This is a genomic window from Pseudomonadales bacterium, from assembly GCA_024234165.1.
Taxonomy (GTDB): domain Bacteria; phylum Pseudomonadota; class Gammaproteobacteria; order Pseudomonadales; family UBA5518; genus UBA5518.
The window spans coordinates 972060-993690 of record JACKOP010000001.1; the positions used below are offsets into that span (position 1 = coordinate 972060).

A 21631-nucleotide genomic window follows, 5' to 3' on the forward strand; every position below is an offset into this window, starting at 1 on the left:
CCGCGCTCCCGGGCGTGCACCGCGCATGCGACGCGCCCCGTGGCTTCGGCGCGCTACTATACGAGCTGATGCCTGCACAGACAAAGCAGGCTCCCGTCGAAAAGCCGTGTCTGTGTTATATTTCCGCCCGCTTTTCATTCCGGACCGGCCGCATGCCCAGGCGCCATACCCATGACGTGCTCGTGATCGGCAGCGGTGCGGCCGGACTCAGCGTTGCACTGCAGGTTGCGGACCGTGTGCGTGTTGCAGTGATCTGCAAGGGTGCCCTCGACGAGGGTTCGACCTCATCGGCCCAGGGCGGTATCGCTGCGGTACTCGACGACACCGACAGCATCGATTCGCACGTCGCCGACACACTGCGCGCCGGAGCTGGCCTGTGCCGTGAGGACGTGGTGCGTTTCACGGTCGAACACAGCCGCGAGAGCATCCAGTGGCTGATCGATCTCGGCGTGAGCTTTACTCGCCTGGTGAACCCACAAGGCCATGGCGAGTTTCATCTCACGATGGAAGGTGGGCACAGCCACCGGCGCATCATCCACGCAGCCGATGCGACGGGGCGTGCGGTCGCCGACACGCTGATCGAGAATGCCGTTCACCATCCGGGTATCGAGATCTTCGAACACCATATCGCGGTCAATCTGGTAGTCACCGGGGGACGCTGCCGCGGTGCCTATGTACTGGACAGGCAGCGCGCGTCCGTCGATCTGTTCAGCGCGCGCTGCGTGGTACTGGCCACCGGCGGCGCCAGCAAGGCGTACCTCTACACCACGAACCCGGACACGGCTACCGGCGATGGCATCGCGATGGCATGGCGCGCCGGCTGTCGAGTCGGCAACCTGGAATTCAATCAGTTCCACCCGACCTGCCTGTACCACCCGAACAGCAAGTCCTTCCTGGTATCGGAGGCCGTGCGCGGCGAAGGCGGCGTGCTGCTGCTGCCCGACGGCGAGCGCTTCATGCCACGCTTCCATCCGCAGGCCGAACTCGCACCGCGTGACATCGTCGCGCGTGCAATCGACCATGAAATGAAGCGGCTCGGCATCGATTGCGTGTATATCGACATCAGCCACAAGGGCGAGGATTTCGTCCGCAGCCACTTCCCGACCATCCACAGCCGTTGCCTGGAGCTCGGATTGGACATGGCGCACGAGCCACTGCCGGTGGTCCCCGCTGCCCACTACACCTGCGGCGGCGTCGTGATCGATCTCGACGGCTGCACGGACGTGCCCGGCCTCTATGCCGTCGGGGAAACCGCGTTCACCGGCCTGCACGGGGCGAACCGCATGGCCAGCAACTCACTGCTCGAATGTTTCGTGTTCGCGCGCGCTGCCGCCCGTCACATCCTCGCTGGGGATCTGGCGAGCAAGGTCGTCGACGATACGCCGGACTGGGATGCCTCGCAGGTGCGCAATTCCGACGAAGACGTGGTGATCTCGCACAACTGGGACGAATTGCGCCGCTTCATGTGGGATTACGTCGGCATCGTGCGCACCACGAAACGTCTGCAACGCGCGCTGAACCGCGCTCACCTGCTGAAGCAGGAAATTGCCGAGTATTATCGCAACTACCACGTATCCTCCGACCTCGTGGAGTTGCGCAACCTCGCACTGGTGGCGGAGCTGATCATCCGCAGCGCGCTGACACGCCATGAAAGCCGCGGGCTGCACTACACCCTCGACTACCCCGATCCTGCACCTGAGGCAGAAGACACGATCCTTACCCCGGGGTGAGGCGTGGTCATACCGAAACGCAGCAATACCCGCAGGCGGCGCCAGTCCGTCTCCCCGAGCGCGTCCCGGGTCAGAACGTACACCTGACGGCGCCGCGGGGCACGCAGCAGCAACAGCACGATCGGACCGAGCACGGTACTGCCGCCGTCGAGTGCAACCGGATGGTGCACACCGGCGCATTCCAGCCGCCATCCGTCACGCGCATGGACCAACCACGTGCGGTAGCGGTTCGTGTGCACATGCGTCCACACGTGCCTCGCCAGGCCGCACAGCAGAACGAGGTCTACCGCCCAGACGACCGCCGCAGGCAGCGTGCTTGCCGCCACTGCGCTCATCGCCAGCAGATGCAGCGCACAGAGAACGCCAGTGACGCGCCTAGACGACACCAGCCGGATGCGGATCTCGCGGCCGTCCATTGCCGAGGACTCTCCTGATCAGGGCGGGAAAACGCGGATCTTCCGGTGCGACACCATGCACCAGCCAGGCAAACAGGTCTGCATCCTCGCACCCGAGCAGCTCACGGTACAGCGCCTGGGTCTGCGCATCGAGCGTCGGGTACACGGTCTCGGCGAACGGCATCAACACCAGGTCGAGCTCGAGCATTCCGCGCCGGCTGTGCCAATAGACCCGGCGATTCTCGGCATCCTGTTCCATCGGGTGTCCACGGTCCGTTGTCCGGCGCGAGTGTGCGCTATTATGCGCTGCGTGTCAGCCAGGCGTGCGATTCCTCTCCATGAACGCTGATCTGCAACGTGCCAGCACCGCATCGCTGGTGATGCTCGACGACTACGCTTTTCTCGCAATCGACGGTGAACGCGCGCTGTCGATGCTGCAGGGCCAGCTCACCTGCGACGTGAACCAGACTGCACCGGACCATGTGATCGAAGGCGCCTACTGCACGCCCAAGGGCAGGGTGAGCGGCAGCTTCCTGCTCTGGGCTCGCGAGCCGGGACGGGTGCTGCTGCGCATGCGGGCAGACATTGCGGAACAGACGGCCACGGCGCTGGCCCGTTACGCTGCGTTATCGCGCGTCACGGTGAAACGCGCAGCGCTCGCCTGCACTGGCCTGCTCGGCACAGGACTGACCGAGGCAGCGGGAGGCGTTCTGGACCGGTGGCCGACACGGCAACGACAGATCGTCATCGCTGGAGAGCACCGTGTGCTGCAGTGCGACGAAGCGGGTCAGCGCTACGAGATCTGGTCACCGGCAGAATCACTCGCGCGGCTGCGCAGCGCACTCGCCACCCGCTGTCGCGAGGCACCCCTGTCGCACTGGCGACTCGCACTGGTGCGCGAGCGCAGGGTAGAGATCGTGGCCGCGATCGCCGGCGAATACCTGCCACAAATGCTCGACTACGACCGCAGCGGTGCCGTGAGCTTCAGCAAGGGCTGCTACAGCGGGCAGGAGATCGTGGCACGCGCGCGTTACAAGGGCTCTGTCAAACGTCGCCTGTATCACCTCGCGGGAGTGTCCCCGAACCTTCCGTCTCCGGGTGACGTGCTGTATCAGGACGACGATATGACGCGCGCCGTCGGCAACGTCGTGGAAAGTGCCACAAGCGACGACACACGCGTCGAAATGCTCGCCGTACTGTCCGAGGAAGCGCAGCCGTCAGCAGCGGCAAGACTGCGTGGCGCCGATGGCAGCATCTTCCGGGTACTCGCCGACGCCTGTGCTATCCTCGAATGAATTCAATGCCCGACGGGGGTACGCACGGTGGAGCGGCTTGTCGCGGAGGTTCGCGAGCGGGTCATCGATGCGATTCGCAGCAATCGCATCGTGCTGCCGACGCTTCCGGAAGCGGCATTGAAGGTGCGCGATGCCGCCGAAGATCCGCGCACGGACGCAGCCGGCATCGCCCGCGTGATCGCCGGCGACGCTGCACTGTCGGCACGCGTCGTGCGGGTCGCGAACAGCCCGCTGCTGCGCGCGTCCACGCCGATCCTGGACTTGCGGATGGCGATCAGCCGGCTCGGCATGCAGTACACATGCAGTCTGGCGATCGGGTTGGCGATGGAGCAGATGTTCCAGGCCACCTCGAACCTGATCGACGAACGCCTGCGCAGCATCTGGGCGCACAGCACCGAGGTTGCCGGCATCAGTGCGGTGCTGGCACGCAGCTATACCCGCCTGAAGCCCGACCAGGCGACGCTCGCAGGCCTGGTGCACCAGATCGGTGCCCTGCCGGTGCTGCGCTTCGCCGAAGAATACCGCCAGCTGCTGAAAGACCCGCAACTGCTCGAGCAGTCGATCACGGAACTGCACGGCGAACTCGGACAGCTGATCCTCGATACCTGGAGCTTCGCGCCGGAGCTGTCGTGCGTACCAGCGGACTATCTGAAATTCGACCGCAGTCCACCGAGTGTCGATTATGCCGACGTGGTCATGGTCGCCAACCTGCAGAGCCTGATCGGCTCCGGGCACCCGCTGACGCAGATGGACTGGCATCAGATCGGGGCCTTTGCACGCCTCGGGCTCGAGCCGGAATTCAACGCGATGGAGGTCGAGGATCTCAGCGAGGCCCTCGAAGCGAGCATCGCCTCGCTGCAGTAACTCGTCGGGTTGAAACCCGACCTACGGGGAGATACGCCAATCGATCGGCGACTTGCCGTGTTCGACGAGATAGCTGTTTGCCGCCGAGAAGTGCCCGTTACCGATGAACCCACGGTAGGCGGACAGCGGCGAGGGATGCGGTGAGGACAGCGCCAGGTGGCGCGTACGATCGATGATACGGCCCTTGCGCTCGGCGTAGCTGCCCCAGAGCATGAACACGAGATTCTGGCGGCGCTCGCTCAACACCTCCACCACACGATCGGTGAACCTTTCCCAGCCGCGCCCCTGGTGGGAGCCCGCGCGCCCATGCTCCACGGTAAGCACGCTGTTCAGCAGCAGCACGCCCTGGCGTGCCCAGTGCTCGAGACAACCGTGTGCCGGTGACTCGATACCCAGGTCACGGCGCAATTCCGCAAAGATGTTCTGCAGCGACGGCGGTACCGCAACACCGCGCGGCACCGAGAAGCACAAGCCATGCGCCTGCCCGGGCCCGTGGTACGGATCCTGCCCCAGTACGACCACCTCCACCGTATCGAACGGTGCGTACCGGAACGCGGCGAACCAATTTTCCGTGGCCGGGTAGATCGTCTTGCCTGCACGCTTCTCATCGACCAGGAACGCACGCAGCGCATGCATGTACGGCTGCTCGAATTCGGCGCCAAGCTCCACGAGCCACGACGCCTCGAGGTCGTTTCGTGCCTTGCCGCTCATCGCTCCGCTACCCGTGCCACCGCTGCCGAATCGGTCGGGCTCAGTTGCGCACCGGAACCGCCATCCGTGCACGGGCCGCGCCACGCGGCACCGGCGTATTGACATACTCCGCGAGCGGGGCTGCGTGGTGTGCCGCGTGCTGTCGCTCCTGCGCGGCCGGCTCGTAGAGCGTGGTGCGCTGCCACGGCTCGCGCCCCGCTGCGCGGATCAGCGCCTCGAGCTCCGCCGGCGGGAATTCCTGCCCGTGCGCTGCGCCTGCGGCACGCGTGATCGACTCGTTCATCAGCGTGCCGCCGACGTCATTCGCTCCGGCGTGCAGGCAGGCACGCACGCCTTCGGGACCCATTTTCACCCACGAGGCCTGGATGTTCGGCACATGCGGGAACAGCACGATGCGAGCGACGGCGTGCATCAGCACTGCCTCGCGGAACGTGGGTCCACGACGCGCACGCCCGCGCAGATACATCGGCGCTTCGCCGGCAACGAAGGGCAGCGGCACGAACTCGGTGAAACCGCCGTGGCGACGCTGCAGGTCGCGAACCAGCAACAGATGATGCGCCTGGTGCTGCAGCTTCTCTATATGGCCATACATGATCGTCGCCGTGCTGCGCACACCGAGGCCATGCGCGATCTCCATCACCTCGACCCACTCGGCGCTGCGGATCTTGTCCGGGCAGAGCACGGCGCGTACTTCATCGTGCAGGATCTCGGCTGCGGTCCCCGGCAGCGTCGCCAGTCCAGCCTCGCGCAGCCTGGTGATGAAGTCGGCCAGCGGCGTGCCAAGCGTCTTCGCTCCCTGCCAGATCTCGAGCGGCGAGAACGCGTGGATATGCATCCCCGGTGCCACCTGCTTCACGATCCGGCAGATATCCAGGTATTTCTGTCCGGTGTAGGCAGGATGAATGCCGCCCTGCAGGCAGACCTCGGTGGCACCACGCTCCCACGCTTCGCCGACGCGACGTGCCAGTTCTTGCTCATCCAGATCGTAGGGAGCACCGCGCAACTCCTCGTGCGCCTTGCCCTTGGAGAAAGCACAGAACTGGCATTTGAAGTAACAGACGTTCGTGTAGTTGATGTTGCGGTTCACCACATAGCTGACGCGATCACCGTGCAGACTGCGATTCAAGCGATCGGCGTATGCACACACGCGCGAGAAATCGGCACCACGCACACCCAGCAGCAGCACCACGTCGTCCAGAGCCAGATCCTCGCCACGCTCGGCGCACGCAAGCACTGCCTCGATACGACTGCTGCTGCGGCCAGCCACCAGCGTACCGGCAAGCAGTGCGCTCTCGATCGCGGGCAACTCCGACGATGAGCCGGTCAGCCACCCATCGACGCGCGGATAGCCTTCGGTATCGGTGTTTGCACGCAGTGGCGGCTGCAGCGCCGGATCCACCCAGCGCTCGCAGTCACGCACGAACGCCGGGTAGATCGTCAGTCGCTCCTGCAGGAACTTGCCGCTCTGCGCCGTTTCCGCTGCAAGCTGGTCGAGATGCGGCCAGGGTGCTTCGGGATTCACGAAATCCGGCGTAAGCGGAGACACCCCGCCCCAGTCGTTGATCCCGGCATCGATCAGCCGCGACAGCACGCCGGGGCTGAGGTTCGGCGGCGCCTGCACGCTCATGTGCGGACCCAGCACCAGCCGCGCGACTGCGATGCTCCACAACAGCTCGTCGAGATCCGGCTCCGGCGCCGTTGCCATGCGCGTGCCGAGCTTGGCACGGAAATTCTGCACGATGACTTCCTGCAGATTGCCGTATTCGCGATGGATCGCCCGCAACGCCAGCAGCGACTCGACCCGCTCGACACGCGTCTCGCCGATACCGATCAGGATCCCCGACGTAAACGGCACTCGCGCTTCACCAGCGAGGCGCATCGTCTGCAGGCGCACCCCGGGCGCCTTGTCGGGCGAACCGTAATGCGGCATGCCCTTGCCACAGAGCCGCTGCGACGACGACTCCAGCATGATCCCCATCGACGGCGCGAACGGGCGCAGCATCGCGATCTCTTCCGCGCTCATGTTGCCGGCATTGATATGCGGCAACAGCCCCGTCTGGTCACGCACTGCAGCGGCAACGTGAGCCAGGTATTCGAGCGTACTGGCAAAGCCCATTGCAGCGAGCTCGTCACGCGCCACCCGATAACGCCGTTCCGGCTTCTCGCCGAGTGTGAACAGTGCCTCCTTGCATCCCAGGCGCGCTGCGGCACGCGCGCTGTCGAGCACCTGTTCGAGACTCATGTACGGCGCCTCGATCTTCTTCGGTGTCTGCGCAAAGGTGCAGTAATGGCAGACATCCCGGCACAGTTGCGTCAGCGGAATGAAGACCTTGCGCGAGTACGTGATCAGATTGCCGTGCGCCGCATCGCGCATCGCAGCGGCAACGCGCATCAGCGCACCGGTATCGGTGATACCGGCCAGCGCGAGCGCCTGTTCATCCGAAAGACCGGCACTGGAACGCGCCGCATCGGCAAGTGCGTCCAGGGGATTCCTGCTCAACATCTGCACGGGAATTGACCTCGGTTGCGTGGGCTAGGCGGGATGCAATCGCAACAGCAGTCGCGTCGTATGCTCCCCGCAGCCATTCTGGGGACTTTGGGAAAGCTCCACAAGCGCGGCCAGCTCCGCCGGCTGGTCGATGTCGCGTCGGAGTCCGTCGGCGTCGAATTCCGCACAGGCAACTCCCGCCGTCGCCGCCGCCGCACGGTGTTGCCGCCGGCTGTCGATGCCGAAACGGTAGGCAACCACCCCGGGCGGCGTGCTCAGCAGGCAGTTGGTGCCTGTACCCATGCGATCGCTGACGAGCGTGATCCGTGCTGAACCATCGTCGTGCCACCGCTCCCGGTGGGCAGCAATCAATGCACGCAACTCGGCAGCCGTCGCGCACGGCAGATCGGCGTGCAGCACGAGCAGATCCGTTGCACCCCGTTGCAGCACATGGCGCGTCGCCTCGGCAAGCGCCGCATTCAACGGATCCTGCACTGCCGGACCCGGGCGGAACAGATCGACACCGAGCTCGCGTGCCAGTGCCGCGACGTCGGGATCGTCCGACACCAGCACGATACGGTTCGCGGCCAGCGGAACGCCAAGCAGCGCTGCCAGCACGTCACGCGCCATCGCAGCGACCAGCTGGCGTCGCGCACGCGGATCCAGCGCTCCCGCCAGGCGCTCCTTGGCACGGTCGAGGTTTTTCAGCGGCACCAGCACCCACAAGGTTTCGGCGATCATTCCGCCCGCTCTGCCATGAACTGCAGCACCTCGCGCGCAAGGCGCTCACGATCGCCGGCATCGCGCATCACCGTATCGGTGACCAGTACGCGCATGCCGAGCGCCATGATCGCATCCACCTGCGCCGCGTCCTCGTGATCGATCACGAATGCCTGCACCAGCCCGCGATAATGTTCTGCGACCCCGCAGGCCGATACCGGCATGCCGAGTTCCGCCATCATCTTTGCTGCCGGGCCCTTGATCGCCCTGCCCCCGATGATCGGCGAAACGGCGACTACCGGCAGCGACTGGAGCAGCGCGCGCATGCCGGCAACCGCGAGTACCGGATCGACGCTCAGGTACGGGTTCGAGGGACACACGACGACCAGCGAGTCCCCCCCTGCAAGCCAGTCGTGCAGCGTCGGAACCGGTTGTGCGCATTCGGCATGCTGGTAGCGCAGTGCGCGCACGCGGGGTTCGCAGCGTTCGCGCACGAAATACTCCTGGAAGGCGAAAGTACCTCGATCGGTATCGACGAGCGTGCGCACCGCCGTGTCGCTCATCGGCGCGATCGTGTGCCGCACTCCCAGCGATCGCGCCAGTTCGGCAGTGGCCTCGCTCAGCGTATGCCCGGCACGCAACAGCGCCGTGCGCCGCAGATGTGTCGCCAGATCGCGGTCACCGAGGCGAAACCAGTCCGGACCACCGAGTCCGGTGAGAGCCTCCAGGCAGTGCCAGGTCTCGCCGGCGAGCCCCCAGCCGCGCTCCGGGTCGGCGCGACCGGCCAGCGTGTACATCAACGTATCGAGGTCCGGACAGACGGCCAGGCCGAGGTGTTCGAAGTCGTCACCGGTATTCGCGACGACCAGCAGCTCCTGCGGCGCGAGTACGGTGGCGAGTCCGCTGGCGAGCTTGGCACCACCCACGCCCCCGGAGATTGCGACGACGCGCCCTGCAGCGTTCACTGTCGGAACAGGTCGCGCTCGCGTGCCCGCAGCAGCGCCTGCATGCCTTCGTCCGAAGGCTCGAGCGCCGCCCCGCGCACCAGCACTGCCGGGATTGCCTCGTCGGCCTGCCCCATCACGAACGATGCCGCCGCGGCGAGTTCATCGGCCACTGCAATCTCGGTGATCTCGAGCTTGCGACCGAACAGATCCGGTGCTCCGATACGGTTCACGACCGGGCGAAAGCCGGCGCAACCGATCGCAAAACCGGTGATGCCGTTACGCCATGGCCGTCCCGCAGAGTCGTTGATGATCACCGAGATCGTTGCACCCGTCTCCCGGGCCGCGCGCTCGCCCACGCCTCGCGCACTGGCATCCGGATCCAGCGGCAGCAGCAGCACCTTGTCCGGATCCGCGACATTGGAGCGATCCACGCCGGCGTTGGCGTGCACATAACCGAGCCGGTGTTCGACGATCAATGCGCCGGGACGCTGGCGCAGCACCTCGCGCGACTCGGACAGGATCACCTCGACCAGGCGCGGATCCTTGTCGGCTGGACCAGCGAGCTCAAGCGCGCGCGCCGACGGCACCACGTCGCGCAGATCGACGTAGCGGTTCTCTGCCTTGGAGATGATCTTCTGCGCGATCACCAGCAGATCACCATCACGCAGTCCACCGGCGCAACGGTGCGCTGCGTCGATCAGCAGCGCGGCGACATCGTCACCAGGCTCCACCAGCGGCAGCCCGGTGAGCGGGATCAGTTGCAGTGTTTCACTCACCGCCGCCTTCGATCCCGGTGATGCGGATTCCCGCGTGGCACTTGAACGTACGGTTGATGTTGATGATGACCGAAGTCAGCGCCTCCGCTGCGGTGGAGTTCGCGATCGGCCCGGCATGAAAACCGCGCATGCCGCATGCCTCGACGAGCCCGATGACCTCCTGGCGCGCTTCCTTGTCGTTGCCACAGACCAGCACGTCGCACTCGAGGCCGTGCCCCTCCTGCAGATGATGCGCGGCCACGTTCTGGAATGCCGATACCACCTTCACCGATTCGCCGAGCAACTGCTGCGCCGCGGTGCCTGCCGAACCCTCGGGCGGCATCTGTACGGTACCGACCTTCGGCGGCACCAGCGGAACCGTCACGTCGACGAGGATCTTGCCGGCGAGCGCCGATCGCACGTGCTCGAGCGTCGACTTCTGGTGTGCAAACGGCACCGTCAGCACCACGATGTCGGCTGCGCGTGCGGCATCGAGGTTTTCCATCGCGGCAACATCGACGTGCGTAGCGCCCCATTCGGCCATGACCTGGCGCAGTTCTTCGAGTGCGGCCTGTGCCTTTTCCAGCGTGCGCGAGCCGATGATCACCGCGTGTCCGGCCTGCGTCCAGCGTCGTACCAGACCGGTGCCCAGTGCGCCGGTACCTCCCAGAATCGCGATCTTCTTCGAAACGTTCGCCTCGTTCATGCATCCTCCGTGGTACCGTTGCGGGATGTTACCCGGACCGCGCATGGCGCAGCGCCCCGGCTATAATGGCGCGCCATTCTAGACGCAAGCAGCGTCGCAAGTGAAATGCCGGAATTCGGAGGAACCCATGCAGGACGGGCTGGACATGCACGGCAAGGTAGTGATCGTGACCGGGGGTGCCAAAGGCGTGGGTGCGGGCATCACGCGCTGCTTCCTCGCAGCAGGCGCACGGGTTGCAGTGATCGGTCGCACACCACCCGAGCAACCGCTTGCATGCGCGGGCAACGAGGCCAGCTTCTGGCAGGCCGATGTACGCGACTACGACCAGATCGTGACCTGCGTCGACGCCATTGCCGCACAGCACGGCCGCATCGATACGCTGATCAACAACGCGGGCGGCGCACCGAATGCCGATGCCGCCACTGCTTCACCGCGCTTCTCGGAGTCGATCATCCGGCTCAACCTGCTCGCCCCGCTGAACTTCAGCCAGGTCGTGAACCGCGTGATGCAGCAACAGGATGAGGGCGGCACGATCATCAACATCGCCAGCGTCAGCGCGATCCGCCCCTCGCCCGGAACGGCTGCCTACGGGGCAGCAAAGGCGGGACTGGTGAACCTCACCAATTCGCTGGCCGTCGAGTGGGCACCGAAAGTGCGCGTCGTCGCGGTGATCGCGGGACTCGTGCAGACCGAGCAGGCGCACCTGCACTACGGTGACGACGAGGGAATCGCTGCAGTCGGCCGTACCATCCCGCTCGGGCGCATGGCAATCCCTGCCGATATCGGCAATACATGCCTTTTCCTCGCATCACCGCTCGCGGGCTACATCTCGGGCGCTGCCATCACGGTGCACGGCGGCGGCGAGGCACCGGCTTTCCTCGCGGCATCGACCGCCCCCTGACGGCGGTGCGCACGTAGCTCGCCCCGCCGAGGGTTGCCACGGCCGTGCGGCATTCAACGCGTGCGCGGTGTGCCGGAACGAGACCTGCCAGGACTCGCCGACCGTTTTGCAGCCTTCTTGCCCACGACCGCCTTGCTCGCGACAGCGGAACGCGCCTTGCGTGAAGCCGCCTGTTTTTTTCCGGCTGGACCCGAATCGGCCCTTCCCGGTGCTGCAGGCGCGCCCGCTCCGGACGCTGCCGGATCGGTACTGTCTGGCGCACGTGGCGCACGCTTGTCTGCCTGATCCGCAGCCTTCTTCGCCACGCGCTTGCCGCCGGTCAGCCCGGAAACCGCACGCGCCAGAGAATTCACCTGCCTGGTCAGCGCATCGATTCGTCCCGGGACCGGGTCGTCGCCGAAACCGAGACGCTGACGCACCCGACCGATCATGTCTTCCACCGAACGGCTGTTGCTGTCTGCTGCATCGCCGATCCGCTCGCGCACGCCGGAGATCCGTTCGCGTGCCTCGCTGATCCGCCCCTTGATCGCATCGCGGCCCTGCCCCTCGATCTCCTGACCTTTATCGACCAGATCGTGGAAGAACCTGGACGCATCCTGGCTCGCCTTGTCGAGTTGATCGTGCGCACCCTCGAGGCTCTTGCCGTAGGCACCGAGTCCGGCAAGCCAGATCTTGCGCGCGGTCGTCTCGCCACTCTCCTGCTGCTTCTGCTTGCGTGGTTTCGCCATCGACGCATCCTCCGCGTGCCACTGGAATATGCCACAGCATACTAGTAATGTTGCGCCCGATGAAAACACGCGACCGTATAATCCAGGTCAGTCTCGAGCTGTTCAATCGCGAAGGTGAACCGAACGTCACCAGCGTCGACATCGCCAACGAACTCGATATCAGTCCGGGCAACCTCTACTACCACTTCAAGGGCAAGGAAGAGCTGGTCGGCGAGCTGTTCGCACGCTTCTACGAGCAGTTCAACGTGATCCTGCGCGCACCGGTACAGGATCCGCTGCGTCTCGAGGACAACTGGTTCTACCTCGTCGTGGTGTTCGAGCACATCCACGCCTACCGCTTCCTGTACCGCAACGTCTCGCTGCTGCTGCAACGCTACGAGCATATCCGCCGTCCGTTCCGCCGCCTGTTGCACATGAAGCAGGATGCAGCCCGTGCAATCTGCGTGCAGCTGCGCGCTGCCGGCCTCATGGAAATCGACGACGACCAGATCACGCTGCTCGCGCGCAGCATCGCGCTCACGATCACCTACTGGCTGAACTTCGACAACCTGATGGGAGACCGCAGCAGCGACGATGAAACCGTCATCGACGATGGCGTGCTGCAGGTGCTGTCGCTGGTCGCGCCACATATCAATGCGTTGCAGCGCGAATTCATGGAAACCGCCCGCACGATCCACTCGCGCAGCACGACGGCCACGACGCCACGACGACGCTGAACGACGCTCAGGCGCCGGCGAGACGGACCAGCAGCTCCTCGAACGTCAATGCAGCACCGCCAGCTGCAGCAAGCGTTTCCGGCTCGCTGGACGGCTGCGGAAACTCGGCGGCCGCGAGCTGTGCAGCCAGCACTTCGATATCCGCCTCCGAGACATCGCTGCGCGCTGCACTGCGCGCACGCACACGCCGCTCCAGCTCTGCACGCGGCGCATCGCAGAACAGGATGTGGAACGGTACGCCGAGTTCGCGTGCGAGGCGACGGAAGCCATCACGATGCGCGCGCTGGATGAAGGTCGCATCGACGATCACCGGCAAGCCACTGCCAATGATGTCGCGCGCAAGTTCCTCCAGCCGCGCGAAAGTCCGCCGGCTTGCCTCTGCGGTGTAGATCCCATCACCGCCGACCATCGCGCGACTGTCGTCCTGTGGCGCAATGCCGAACAGACGCTTGCGCTCCACATCCGAGCGCAGGCGGATCGCACGCGCGCCGCCGGCCAGCTTCTCCGCCAACGTCGATTTGCCCGAACCCGAGACACCGCAGGTGATCGCGAGGAACGGCCGGCGTGGCAGGGTGTAGCGCTCTGCCAGCGCCAGATAGCGCCGGCACTCGCGATGCGCGGGTGATCCTTCGGCCAGTGGCGGTCGGCCGGTTCCCAGCGCGGCAACCTTCGCGCGCACCATCGCACGATAGGTACAGAGGAAGTCCAGCAAACCGAGTCCGGCGTAGTCGCCGCAGTGTTCGAGCCAGGCATTCAGTGCGACGAATCCACCCTCGCCGCAACCACGACTTTCGCAATCCATGACCAGGAAGGCGAGCTCGTTCATCACATCGATCCAGCTCAGTGCCGGGTTGAACTCGATCGCATCGAAAGCGACCGCACGCCCGTCGAGCAGCACGATGTTGCCGAGATGCAGATCACCGTGACACTCGCGCACCAACCCGTTCTCATAGCGCTGCCACAGCGTCCGTTCGCAGGTCTGGCAGGCCGCCCACGCCTGCTCCTCGAGACGGTTCAACAAGGCGAGGTCCGCTCCGTCGCGCAGATAGGGACGGGTCTGGCGAAAGTTCTGGTTCACCGCGTCACGCAACTGCAGCGGAGTTCCGCGCCCGTCCTCGTGCTCGGGCCCTGCCAGCGGAAGCACCGCGTGCACTGCAGCAATGTCTACACCGAGCTGGCGCCAGAGCGCCACATCGACCAGGCCGCGCGCTGCGGCATCGCTGAGCAGCGCATCGTCGGGAAAGCGGCGCATGCGCACGGCGTAGTCGAGCACTCGCCCCGAACCGTCGATTTCCGCACCCGCGGCACCCGCAGTCACGGCAACCACGTCCAGATAGATCTGCGGCGCGTAACGGCGGTTGACGCGCAGTTCCTCCTCGCAGAAATGCTTGCGCAACGCCAGCGTCGAATAGTCCAGAAAACCCAGATCGACCGGCTTCTTGATCTTGTACGCAGTCTCGCCGGCAAGCAGTACCCATGAGATATGCGTCTCGATCAGGCGCGCCGCTTGCGCACAACCCGGCAACGCTGCGGGACGCAGCAGCGACTCAACCACCGACATCATCGCTCGCTCCTCACCTGCAATCGGGACCGTGTGGCGCCCCTGGATGCCGGGTACGCTCCGCCCCAGGGCAGACCCGCAAGCGCCGAGGTGGACGCAGCGTTGACGACATTGCCGCCACTGACCAGAGCCACCTGCCCTTCGAAACGCTTCATGCAGGCCTCCGTCGTTCCCACGCGATGCGCAGCCATCTTATGCGCCCGGTGATCGATCCGGAAGGCAGAACAGCCGTTTCACCGCGCCACGGCTGACCGCTATTGTTAATGCAGGGCGATCCTTATTGTCATTGTCATGCGACGGGCAGGCCTTAAGCTTGCGCGATTCCGAATCGAGGAGGTCTGGCCAGGGCAGTCTTATGGAAGATCTCGAAAAATTCCGTACCGACGTTCGCGACTGGATGGAAGCCAATTGCCCCCCGTCGCAACGCACACCTGCCTCGCACGCGGCGCAGTACTGGGGCGGGCGCAGGGCGAAGTTCGTCTCCGAAGACGCGCAGCTGTGGTTCGAGCGCATGCTGTCCAAGGGGTGGACCGTTCCGGAATGGCCGCGTGAATACGGCGGCGCCGGACTGACCGGCCAGCATGCCCGCATCCTGCGCAAGGAAATGGTGCGTCTCGGTTGCCGCGCCCCCCTGTTCGGCCTGGGCATCTGGATGCTTGGACCGGCGCTGTTCGAGTTCGGCAACGAGGAACAGAAACGCATCCACCTGCCCGCCATCGCCGAAGGCCGGATACGCTGGTGTCAGGGCTACAGTGAACCGAACGCCGGTTCCGATCTCGCCAGCCTGCAGACGCGCGCCGAAGACCACGGCGATCACTTCATCGTCAACGGCTCGAAGATCTGGACTTCCCACGCCGACCATTCGGACTGGATCTTCTGCCTGGTACGCACCGACCCCAACGCGCGCAACAAGCAGTCGGGCATCAGCTTCCTGCTGATCGACATGGCAACACCCGGAGTCTCGGTCACGCCGATCAAGCTGATCAACGGCGATTCGGAGTTCTGCCAGACCTTCTTCGACAACGTGCGCGTGCCCAGGGAGAACCTGGTCGGCAAGCTGAACGAGGGCTGGTCCGTCGCCAAGGCACTGCTGCGCCACGAACGCAAGCTGATGTCTGACATGGGTGATACGGTGACGATCGCCGCGCATACGCCGATCGAGTGCGCACGCCAGTACCTGCCGAGCAGTGACGGTCGTATCGACGATCCGCTGCTGCGCGATGCGCTCGCACGTCACGAGATGCAGGTGCACGCGATCGGGCTGACGCAGTTGCGCATTCTCGAGGAAACCCGCGCCGGAGTCGGCAACGGATTGACGCCACTGATCATGAAGTACTGCGGCACCGAGGAGGAAAAGCGCAAGTACGAACTGATGATGGCGATGATGGGCAACCAGGGCATCGGCTGGATGGGAGACGACTTCACGGCGGCCGAACTCGCCACGACACGCCAGTGCCTGTTCAACAAGGCGCTCAGCATCGCCGGGGGCACTTCCGAGATACAACTCAACATCATCGCCAAGCGCGCCCTTGGACTTCCTGGTGTGACCTGAACACCAAACGCTGTACGGGAACCGAACGATGCCCATGGTATTGAATGAAGAGCAGCGACACCTGCGCGACACCGCGCGCGAGTTCCTGCAGGAAAAGGCTCCCGTTGCGGCGTTGCGCGAACTGCGCGACGACGACGATTCGCTCGGTTACTCGCAGGCGCTGTGGGCTGAAATGGCTGCGATGGGCTGGTCCGGAATCATCATCCCGGAGGAATTCGGGGGACTCGAGTTCGGCTTTGCCGGGCTCGGTGTGGTATTGCAGGAAACCGGTCGCACGCTCACCGCCTCGCCTCTGTTCGCAACGTGCGTGCTTGGTGCTTCGGCAATCCTGCTCGCTGGCGATCAACACCAGAAGGAAGCGGTGCTGCCTGGAATCGCGGCCGGCGACATCTGCCTGGCGCTTGCGCTCGAGGAATCACACCGCCATGAGCCACTCGGTGTACGGTTGCGAGCGGAGCGCAGCGGCAACGGCTACCGCCTGAACGGAGCCAAGCAGTTCGTGCTCGACGGACACAGCGCCGACCGGCTCGTGGTCGTTGCCCGCAGCAGCGGCGAACCCGGATCCGCCGAGGGGATCAGCCTGTTGCTGGTCGACGCCCATGCGCCGGGGATATCACGTCGGCGCACCCCCATGATGGACAGCCGCAACGCGGCACGTATCGAATTTCATGACGTCGATGTACCGGCAACGGCATTGCTGGGCGGCGAGGGCGAAGCGTGGCCGGTACTGGAGCAGGTGCTGGACCGCGGGCGTGCCGCGATCGCTGCCGAGATGCTCGGTAGTGCCCACGAGTGCTTCGAGCGCACCGTCGGCTATCTGAAACAACGCCAACAGTTCGGCGCGCTGATCGGAACCTTCCAGGCCCTGCAGCACCGTGCAGCGCAGATGTTCATCGACCTGGAACTGCTGCAGAGCGTGGTCCGCGACGCCTGTGACAAAGTCGATTCTGCTTCTCCACTGCTGGCGATGGTGGCCAGCCTGGCGAAGGCGCGCGCGAACGACGCGTGCGAACTGGTCAGCAACGAGGCCGTGCAGATGCACGGCGGAATCGGCATCACGGATCAGCTCGATATCGGACTGTTCCTGAAACGGGCGCGCGTGACGATGCAGATTCTCGGCGACACGCGCTTCCACCGTTCGCGCTACGCCACGCTGCGCGGCTTCTGAGCCGCACGCGGCAGCCACGGCAACAGCAGCAGCACAAAGCCGGTCAACGCCACCGCCATCATCCCGGCGATCCGCCACGGCCAGGGGCCCAGCGCGTCGAGCAGCGTCGGCTGTTCGAGGGTCTGCGGGCCTACGTAGCCGTAATTGAAACCGGTCACGAGGTCGAACGGCAGGATGAACACCAGGTACAGAACGGCCAGACCGTAGGCCTGCAGGCACTCGCGCCAGCCCGGACGGAAGCGTTCCACCACCAGCGCGTAGCAGGCGGCGCCGGTGAGATTCGCGTGCGGCACCCAGAACATCCAGAACTCGGCCTGCGCCGGACCTTCGGCGAGATCGGGCGTGAGGATTGCCTGCACACTGAAGCCCACTCCCCAGAAATACAGCACACCGAGCAGCAATCGTGTGCGGCGCCACAACGCCAGCGGCGCGAGGATCCCGGCCAGATCACAGGCCTGCAGCGGCAGGTTGCTGGCGGCGACGAAATAGCCCGGCGCGAGTTGCACGCCGTTGGCAACCGCCCACGCAACGGCAAGCGACACGCACAGTCCGCTGCGCCAGTGCGACTCCAGCACGCTGCCGGCGACCATACGTCCGACACCGGCCAGCAGCGCCCACAACACGCCGAAACCGCACACTGTCAGCAGGTGCAGCGTCGAGAAGTTCTGGAACTGCAACGCCCAGGGGGGCATGGCGAGCGAGCCCGGCGCTCAGTCCGCCAGAAGGTCGAAGTCGGCTTTGCCGATACCGCAATCGGGACACTCGAAATCGTCCGGAACGTCCTCCCAGCGCGTACCCGGCGCGATGTCGTGGTCCGGCAAGCCGAGCGCCTCATCGTAGATGAAGCCGCAGATCACGCACTCCCATTTCCTGTAACCGCTCATCCCCTGCTCCGTCGTCGCAGAATCCATCAATCATTCAATGCACACGCCGCGCAACACGGCGCGAACGCAACCGCGCCAGACACGCGCCGAAGGTACGGCTCACTGCCGTGGTGTTCCTGATCATCTCCAGGACCGGCCACACAACCCGCTCGGCGATCTTCATGAAGGCCGCTTCCTCTGCATGCGTCTGGCTGCGCAACAGCCCGTAGACATGCGCCATCCGCCGCGGCGGCACCAGCGTGATATCGCCGCGATAATCCTGGGTCATCACCGAGCGCAGCTTGTCGATCGCGAACCTGAGCTCGTCCGATGGAATCCCCTTCTGCACCAGTTGCAGCGAGTAGTTCGTGGTCTCCTGGAACAGCCGTGTCGCGTAATGGCGCGTGATCGCACCGACATCGCTACCCGAGTGCACACGCCTCGATGCGAACGGCAGCGCCAGCGGATTGACCAGGCTGACGATCGAATGATTGACGCCATAGAGACGGGTCAGCCGGCGGATCGGCAGATCGTCGCCGATCGAGCCGTCGAGGAATCTGCGGTTCTTCAGGTACGGGACGACCTCGCCGTTGATCGTCTTCGCGAACAGTTCCGCCGGCGGCATCAGGAACGGCGCCGCGCACGAGGCGCGCACTGCACTGTTCAACACCACGTGCGGCGAAGTACGGTAGTTCAGCAACCGCCCCTCTTCCATCGGGTCACAAGGATGCACCGTGATGTTGATCGCACGCCCGCTGTGCCGGAACGCTTCCAGGAAACTCATCGCGCCGATACGCTCGCGCAGCACCCGGTCGAAATGCTCCACATCGAGCAGGCACGCCCGGTTGCGGGCGGTGTTGCGTCTGATCAGACCGACCAGTGGCCGGCGGTGCGCCATGATTTCGCGCAACTCCTCGTCGGTGTGCGTACCGAGCACGGCAGCAACCACCGAACCGGCACTGGAACCGGAGATCACATGTGGCAACAGACCGTGCTCCCACAGCGACTTCACGACGCCCATATGGTAAATGCCAAGCGCCGCACCGCCACTGAGCATCAGCGCCGTCTGACCAAAGGTCTGGCAGGTCTGCTCGAAGAATTCGATCTTCTCGGCGAGCGATACATCTCCCGACTCCTCGTCGCAGACCCAATCGAGCGTTGCGCAGACTTCGGCCAGGTAATGCTCGATCAGGCGCTTGGTGCCGAAGCGCGTGAAGCGGTACAGCGCCGGATTCGAGATATGCCCGAGATTGCCGTGCAGCCCTTGCTCCAGCGCGAACATCACACGATGCAGATCGCCGCCTTCGCGCACGCCGACGATTTGCGCGAGCCGGCGTCGGATCAGCTTGTGATCGTAGTACGGTGAGGCGTCGCTGATCTTCCACTCCTCGAGCCCGGCCTCCTGGTCGTACGCAATGGCAGCTTCGCGCCACTCGTCATAGTCGTTGGCGTGTTGCATGACCCTTTCCAGAGCATGCAGACGCCGGTTGCGCCGCGCGAGGCGGGCGAAATCGGGCAGCGCGTCCGCGACCACGCGCATCACGGGGCGAATGCCCGAACTGCCGGTTGTCGGTGTCTCGAACACCCGCACCGACGCTTCATCCATCTGCTTCTGCAACCCGGCTTGCTCCCGGATGGATCACGGTTTCATTATGGCACTTCCTGCCGATTGGCAAGCACGCGCCGAGCGCGCACAATCGCCGCAAAATAACATCACCGGAGGATCTCGCATGAGTCATATCCACATCGAGCGCGAGCACGACCTGGACCGCAAGACACTGCGCAAGCGCGCGGAAAAGCTGGCGCAGCACCTGCAGCAGAGCTTCGGCGGGGATTACTCGTGGGAAGGCGATACCGTGCACTACAACTACTCCGGCGGCATCGATGCACGCCTCACACTGGAAAAGGAAGAAGTCCTGGTCGACGTGAAACTCGGCATGCTGATGCGGATGCTGAAGGGTCGTATCGAGAACGAGATCGAGGGCTATCTGGATCGCCACCTCAGCTGAGCGCAGCCGGCGTACCCGGGACGCTCAAGCAAGAACGAACTCGCGGTTGCTCACCTGCACGGTACGCCCGCAGCACTCCTCGCTCTCCAACCGCTGCATCTGGGCCGGAACGCGAGTGGTTGCGAGCGTGCGGGTGTTATCCGGCAGATCGAGCACCGCCACACCGCACGCGCGCTGCCCCTCCCGGTAGACCACCGTATAGCCGCCGATGCGTGCGACTCCATCGGGTGGTGCGACCACACGCTTCGGCACGGTAACGCCGGCGACTTCGTCACTGACATCGACGGACGCAAAGCCCGCCGGTCCCGGATCGCGCGACCAGACACCGAAGCCCTGCTTGGTCAGATAGCCAGACACCGAACTCACCAGCCCGTTCGTGCCGCGCCCCTCGCGCAGCAGCTCCGCCATGCGCGCAGTCGCCTGCAGCACGTAGTTGTTCAACGGCCCACCCGCAAACGGCATGCCTCCGGTCACGGTCCAGTCCTGCTCACGCGAAATGCCGAGTTCGGCAGCGTAGAGTTCCAACGCGATCGGGAAGCAGGAATAAAGCTCGACCAGATCCAGCTCGTGCACATCGAGCCCGGAGACTTCGAGCGCACGCTGCCCGGCGATACGGGCCCCGGGCAGGCGATGCAACTGCGGACGCGCCGACAGCGCGAGCATATGGTTCGACTCACTGCTCGCACGCGGGAATATCCAGCGTTCCCGTGCAATGCCGAGAGCACTCGCTCGCTGCGCCGAGCAGAACAACAGCGCCGCGGCCTGGTCGACGTTCCACGAGCTGTTGTGCAGCTTCGTGTACGGGAATGCGAGCATGGGGTTGCGCGCCGATGCGTCGCGAATCTGCTGTGCCGGCAGGTGTTCGCGCTTCCACGCATGCGGATTGCCTGCGGCGATCTCGCTGAAACGGCTGTAGAGCGCGGCAATGCGATCGCGATGCGCATCGGGGGTCAGGCCCTGAGCGGCACGAAACGCGCTTTCCACGACCGCGTAATACCCGACCGGCATCATGCCGAGCCCCGACTCGGTCTCGACCGGCAGCAGCAGCTCTGCAGCCGGCTCCAGCACCTCGTCGGGCGTATCCTGGTTCACGGTCTCGGCTGCGTCGACGCCGGCAATCTGCGCCTGCAACGCCCGGAAACGTGCCTCGCCTCCGACCACGATGCCGCTGTCGATCTCGCCGGCGGCTATGCGCCGGCAGACATCGCCGATCAGGGACTGCTGCAGGATGCCGACCTTCGCACACACCGTGGTCGCAGCCCGGGCACCGACGGCGCGCGCGACCATGCGCGCCGCATCCCCATAGCGCCACATGCCCTGCGGCACACAGATGCGTTCGGCGGTAGCCGCGAGTCCCGGACTGCCGCAATCGGCAGCGGCTGCACGCACCGCTGCAATCATCAACTGCACGGGCTCCTGCGCCATCGCCGGATCCCGCTCCTGCTGCTGGACGGTGCCCAAACCGACGAGCACCGGCGTGCGCGGATCGATCGAATGCATCGCAGAAATCCTCCCTTTGCCC

Annotated in this window: 23 protein-coding genes; 8 read left to right on the forward strand and 15 right to left on the reverse strand. The window is 65.0% G+C overall.

What is annotated here, in order from left to right; translation table 11 throughout:
- Positions 1-152: 152 nt before the first annotated feature.
- A complete protein-coding gene (gene nadB, locus H7A12_04150; GenBank protein ID MCP5320003.1) occupies positions 153-1730 on the forward strand; it encodes an L-aspartate oxidase in 1578 nt (525 codons plus the stop codon).
- On the opposite strand, the gene H7A12_04155 is transcribed toward nadB, so the two are convergent.
- Both H7A12_04155 and H7A12_04160 read right to left on the reverse strand, forming a co-directional pair.
- Positions 1679-2146, reverse strand: a complete 468-nt coding sequence (locus tag H7A12_04155) for a hypothetical protein (protein ID MCP5320004.1) — start codon at positions 2144-2146, stop codon at positions 1679-1681. The two genes, nadB and H7A12_04155, sit on opposite strands and share 52 nt — an antisense overlap.
- Entirely contained in the window at positions 2106-2384 is a 279-nt protein-coding gene (locus tag H7A12_04160) for a succinate dehydrogenase assembly factor 2 (GenBank protein ID MCP5320005.1), read from the reverse strand. Before H7A12_04160 ends, H7A12_04155 begins: the two co-directional genes overlap by 41 nt.
- 79 nt (positions 2385-2463) lie before the next feature.
- Here H7A12_04160 and H7A12_04165 point away from each other — a divergent pair, with 79 nt between their 5' ends.
- Together H7A12_04165 and H7A12_04170 are read left to right on the forward strand one after the other, a co-directional pair.
- On the forward strand, positions 2464-3420 hold the full coding sequence (locus H7A12_04165; GenBank protein MCP5320006.1) for a folate-binding protein YgfZ: 957 nt from the start codon (positions 2464-2466) through the stop codon (positions 3418-3420).
- 27 nt (positions 3421-3447) lie between these two features.
- Positions 3448-4284: an HDOD domain-containing protein gene (locus H7A12_04170; GenBank protein ID MCP5320007.1), complete on the forward strand. Its 837-nt coding sequence runs from the start codon at positions 3448-3450 to the stop codon at positions 4282-4284.
- A gap of 21 nt (positions 4285-4305) precedes the next feature.
- On the opposite strand, the gene ung is transcribed toward H7A12_04170, so the two are convergent.
- From ung to npdG, 6 genes are read right to left on the reverse strand one after another with little or no spacing between them, the layout of a single operon-like run.
- A complete protein-coding gene (gene ung, locus H7A12_04175) occupies positions 4306-4995 on the reverse strand; it encodes a uracil-DNA glycosylase (protein MCP5320008.1) in 690 nt (229 codons plus the stop codon).
- Positions 4996-5035: 40 nt separating this feature from the next.
- Positions 5036-7498, reverse strand: a complete 2463-nt coding sequence (gene cofH / locus H7A12_04180) for a 5-amino-6-(D-ribitylamino)uracil--L-tyrosine 4-hydroxyphenyl transferase CofH (protein MCP5320009.1) — start codon at positions 7496-7498, stop codon at positions 5036-5038.
- A gap of 30 nt (positions 7499-7528) precedes the next feature.
- Positions 7529-8224 carry a 2-phospho-L-lactate guanylyltransferase gene (gene cofC, locus H7A12_04185; GenBank protein MCP5320010.1) on the reverse strand — a complete coding sequence of 232 codons (696 nt, stop codon included), beginning with the start codon at positions 8222-8224 and terminating at the stop codon, positions 7529-7531.
- Positions 8221-9168 (reverse strand): 2-phospho-L-lactate transferase, encoded by a 948-nt coding sequence (locus H7A12_04190; GenBank protein ID MCP5320011.1) that lies wholly within the window; start codon positions 9166-9168, stop codon positions 8221-8223. The genes cofC and H7A12_04190 overlap by 4 nt, the downstream gene beginning before the upstream one ends.
- Positions 9165-9926, reverse strand: a complete 762-nt coding sequence (gene cofE / locus H7A12_04195; protein ID MCP5320012.1) for a coenzyme F420-0:L-glutamate ligase — start codon at positions 9924-9926, stop codon at positions 9165-9167. Before cofE ends, H7A12_04190 begins: the two co-directional genes overlap by 4 nt.
- Positions 9919-10611, reverse strand: coding sequence for an NADPH-dependent F420 reductase (gene npdG, locus H7A12_04200; GenBank protein ID MCP5320013.1), 693 nt, complete (start codon positions 10609-10611; stop codon positions 9919-9921). Before npdG ends, cofE begins: the two co-directional genes overlap by 8 nt.
- 127 nt (positions 10612-10738) lie before the next feature.
- On the opposite strand from npdG, the gene H7A12_04205 reads away from it, so the two are divergent.
- A complete protein-coding gene (locus H7A12_04205) occupies positions 10739-11512 on the forward strand; it encodes an SDR family oxidoreductase (GenBank protein ID MCP5320014.1) in 774 nt (257 codons plus the stop codon).
- Between the two features lie 53 nt (positions 11513-11565).
- On the opposite strand, the gene H7A12_04210 is transcribed toward H7A12_04205, so the two are convergent.
- Positions 11566-12240: a phasin family protein gene (locus H7A12_04210; protein MCP5320015.1), complete on the reverse strand. Its 675-nt coding sequence runs from the start codon at positions 12238-12240 to the stop codon at positions 11566-11568.
- A 59-nt stretch (positions 12241-12299) separates the two neighbouring features.
- Here H7A12_04210 and H7A12_04215 point away from each other — a divergent pair, with 59 nt between their 5' ends.
- Entirely contained in the window at positions 12300-12956 is a 657-nt protein-coding gene (locus H7A12_04215; GenBank protein MCP5320016.1) for a TetR/AcrR family transcriptional regulator, read from the forward strand.
- A gap of 7 nt (positions 12957-12963) precedes the next feature.
- On the opposite strand, the gene H7A12_04220 is transcribed toward H7A12_04215, so the two are convergent.
- Positions 12964-14520, reverse strand: coding sequence for an AAA family ATPase (locus H7A12_04220; protein MCP5320017.1), 1557 nt, complete (start codon positions 14518-14520; stop codon positions 12964-12966).
- Positions 14517-14672, reverse strand: a complete 156-nt coding sequence (locus tag H7A12_04225; protein ID MCP5320018.1) for a hypothetical protein — start codon at positions 14670-14672, stop codon at positions 14517-14519. The genes H7A12_04220 and H7A12_04225 overlap by 4 nt, the downstream gene beginning before the upstream one ends.
- A 200-nt stretch (positions 14673-14872) precedes the next feature.
- Here H7A12_04225 and H7A12_04230 point away from each other — a divergent pair, with 200 nt between their 5' ends.
- Positions 14873-16069, forward strand: coding sequence for an acyl-CoA dehydrogenase family protein (locus H7A12_04230; protein MCP5320019.1), 1197 nt, complete (start codon positions 14873-14875; stop codon positions 16067-16069).
- Between the two features lie 28 nt (positions 16070-16097).
- Positions 16098-17237 (forward strand): acyl-CoA/acyl-ACP dehydrogenase, encoded by a 1140-nt coding sequence (locus H7A12_04235; GenBank protein MCP5320020.1) that lies wholly within the window; start codon positions 16098-16100, stop codon positions 17235-17237.
- On the opposite strand, the gene H7A12_04240 is transcribed toward H7A12_04235, so the two are convergent.
- Genes H7A12_04240 through H7A12_04250 form a run of 3 tightly spaced genes read right to left on the reverse strand, consistent with a single transcriptional unit; the run spans position 17213 to position 19640 of the window.
- Complete coding sequence (locus H7A12_04240; GenBank protein ID MCP5320021.1) at positions 17213-17929, reverse strand: TIGR02206 family membrane protein; 717 nt, start codon at positions 17927-17929, stop codon at positions 17213-17215. The two genes, H7A12_04235 and H7A12_04240, sit on opposite strands and share 25 nt — an antisense overlap.
- A gap of 18 nt (positions 17930-17947) precedes the next feature.
- Positions 17948-18121, reverse strand: a complete 174-nt coding sequence (locus H7A12_04245) for a rubredoxin (GenBank protein MCP5320022.1) — start codon at positions 18119-18121, stop codon at positions 17948-17950.
- 34 nt (positions 18122-18155) lie between these two features.
- Positions 18156-19640 (reverse strand): DUF3336 domain-containing protein, encoded by a 1485-nt coding sequence (locus H7A12_04250; GenBank protein ID MCP5320023.1) that lies wholly within the window; start codon positions 19638-19640, stop codon positions 18156-18158.
- A 190-nt stretch (positions 19641-19830) separates the two neighbouring features.
- Here H7A12_04250 and H7A12_04255 point away from each other — a divergent pair, with 190 nt between their 5' ends.
- Entirely contained in the window at positions 19831-20109 is a 279-nt protein-coding gene (locus H7A12_04255; protein ID MCP5320024.1) for a polyhydroxyalkanoic acid system family protein, read from the forward strand.
- Positions 20110-20133: 24 nt separating this feature from the next.
- Here the strand turns inward: H7A12_04255 and H7A12_04260 are convergent, their stop codons facing one another.
- Positions 20134-21609, reverse strand: coding sequence for an acetyl-CoA acetyltransferase (locus H7A12_04260; GenBank protein ID MCP5320025.1), 1476 nt, complete (start codon positions 21607-21609; stop codon positions 20134-20136).
- Between the last annotated feature and the right edge of the window lie 22 nt (positions 21610-21631).

What these genes read in the sequence shown, in the direction of transcription:
- H7A12_04210 (MCP5320015.1), bottom strand. Translation starts at nt 12,240, where the DNA reads ATGGCGAAACCACGCAAGCAGAAGCAGCAGGAGAGTGGCGAGACGACC.
- H7A12_04205 (MCP5320014.1), top strand. Translation starts at nt 10,739, where the DNA reads ATGCAGGACGGGCTGGACATGCACGGCAAGGTAGTGATCGTGACCGGG.
- cofC (MCP5320010.1), bottom strand. Translation starts at nt 8,224, where the DNA reads ATGATCGCCGAAACCTTGTGGGTGCTGGTGCCGCTGAAAAACCTCGAC.
- H7A12_04235 (MCP5320020.1), top strand. Translation starts at nt 16,098, where the DNA reads ATGCCCATGGTATTGAATGAAGAGCAGCGACACCTGCGCGACACCGCG.
- H7A12_04255 (MCP5320024.1), top strand. Translation starts at nt 19,831, where the DNA reads ATGAGTCATATCCACATCGAGCGCGAGCACGACCTGGACCGCAAGACA.
- H7A12_04165 (MCP5320006.1), top strand. Translation starts at nt 2,464, where the DNA reads ATGAACGCTGATCTGCAACGTGCCAGCACCGCATCGCTGGTGATGCTC.
- H7A12_04220 (MCP5320017.1), bottom strand. Translation starts at nt 14,520, where the DNA reads ATGATGTCGGTGGTTGAGTCGCTGCTGCGTCCCGCAGCGTTGCCGGGT.
- cofH (MCP5320009.1), bottom strand. Translation starts at nt 7,498, where the DNA reads ATGTTGAGCAGGAATCCCCTGGACGCACTTGCCGATGCGGCGCGTTCC.
- H7A12_04155 (MCP5320004.1), bottom strand. Translation starts at nt 2,146, where the DNA reads ATGGACGGCCGCGAGATCCGCATCCGGCTGGTGTCGTCTAGGCGCGTC.
- H7A12_04245 (MCP5320022.1), bottom strand. Translation starts at nt 18,121, where the DNA reads ATGAGCGGTTACAGGAAATGGGAGTGCGTGATCTGCGGCTTCATCTAC.
- npdG (MCP5320013.1), bottom strand. Translation starts at nt 10,611, where the DNA reads ATGAACGAGGCGAACGTTTCGAAGAAGATCGCGATTCTGGGAGGTACC.
- H7A12_04215 (MCP5320016.1), top strand. Translation starts at nt 12,300, where the DNA reads ATGAAAACACGCGACCGTATAATCCAGGTCAGTCTCGAGCTGTTCAAT.
- H7A12_04260 (MCP5320025.1), bottom strand. Translation starts at nt 21,609, where the DNA reads ATGCATTCGATCGATCCGCGCACGCCGGTGCTCGTCGGTTTGGGCACC.
- H7A12_04240 (MCP5320021.1), bottom strand. Translation starts at nt 17,929, where the DNA reads ATGCCCCCCTGGGCGTTGCAGTTCCAGAACTTCTCGACGCTGCACCTG.
- H7A12_04225 (MCP5320018.1), bottom strand. Translation starts at nt 14,672, where the DNA reads ATGAAGCGTTTCGAAGGGCAGGTGGCTCTGGTCAGTGGCGGCAATGTC.
- H7A12_04250 (MCP5320023.1), bottom strand. Translation starts at nt 19,640, where the DNA reads ATGCGCGTGGTCGCGGACGCGCTGCCCGATTTCGCCCGCCTCGCGCGG.
- ung (MCP5320008.1), bottom strand. Translation starts at nt 4,995, where the DNA reads ATGAGCGGCAAGGCACGAAACGACCTCGAGGCGTCGTGGCTCGTGGAG.
- H7A12_04160 (MCP5320005.1), bottom strand. Translation starts at nt 2,384, where the DNA reads ATGGAACAGGATGCCGAGAATCGCCGGGTCTATTGGCACAGCCGGCGC.
- H7A12_04230 (MCP5320019.1), top strand. Translation starts at nt 14,873, where the DNA reads ATGGAAGATCTCGAAAAATTCCGTACCGACGTTCGCGACTGGATGGAA.
- nadB (MCP5320003.1), top strand. Translation starts at nt 153, where the DNA reads ATGCCCAGGCGCCATACCCATGACGTGCTCGTGATCGGCAGCGGTGCG.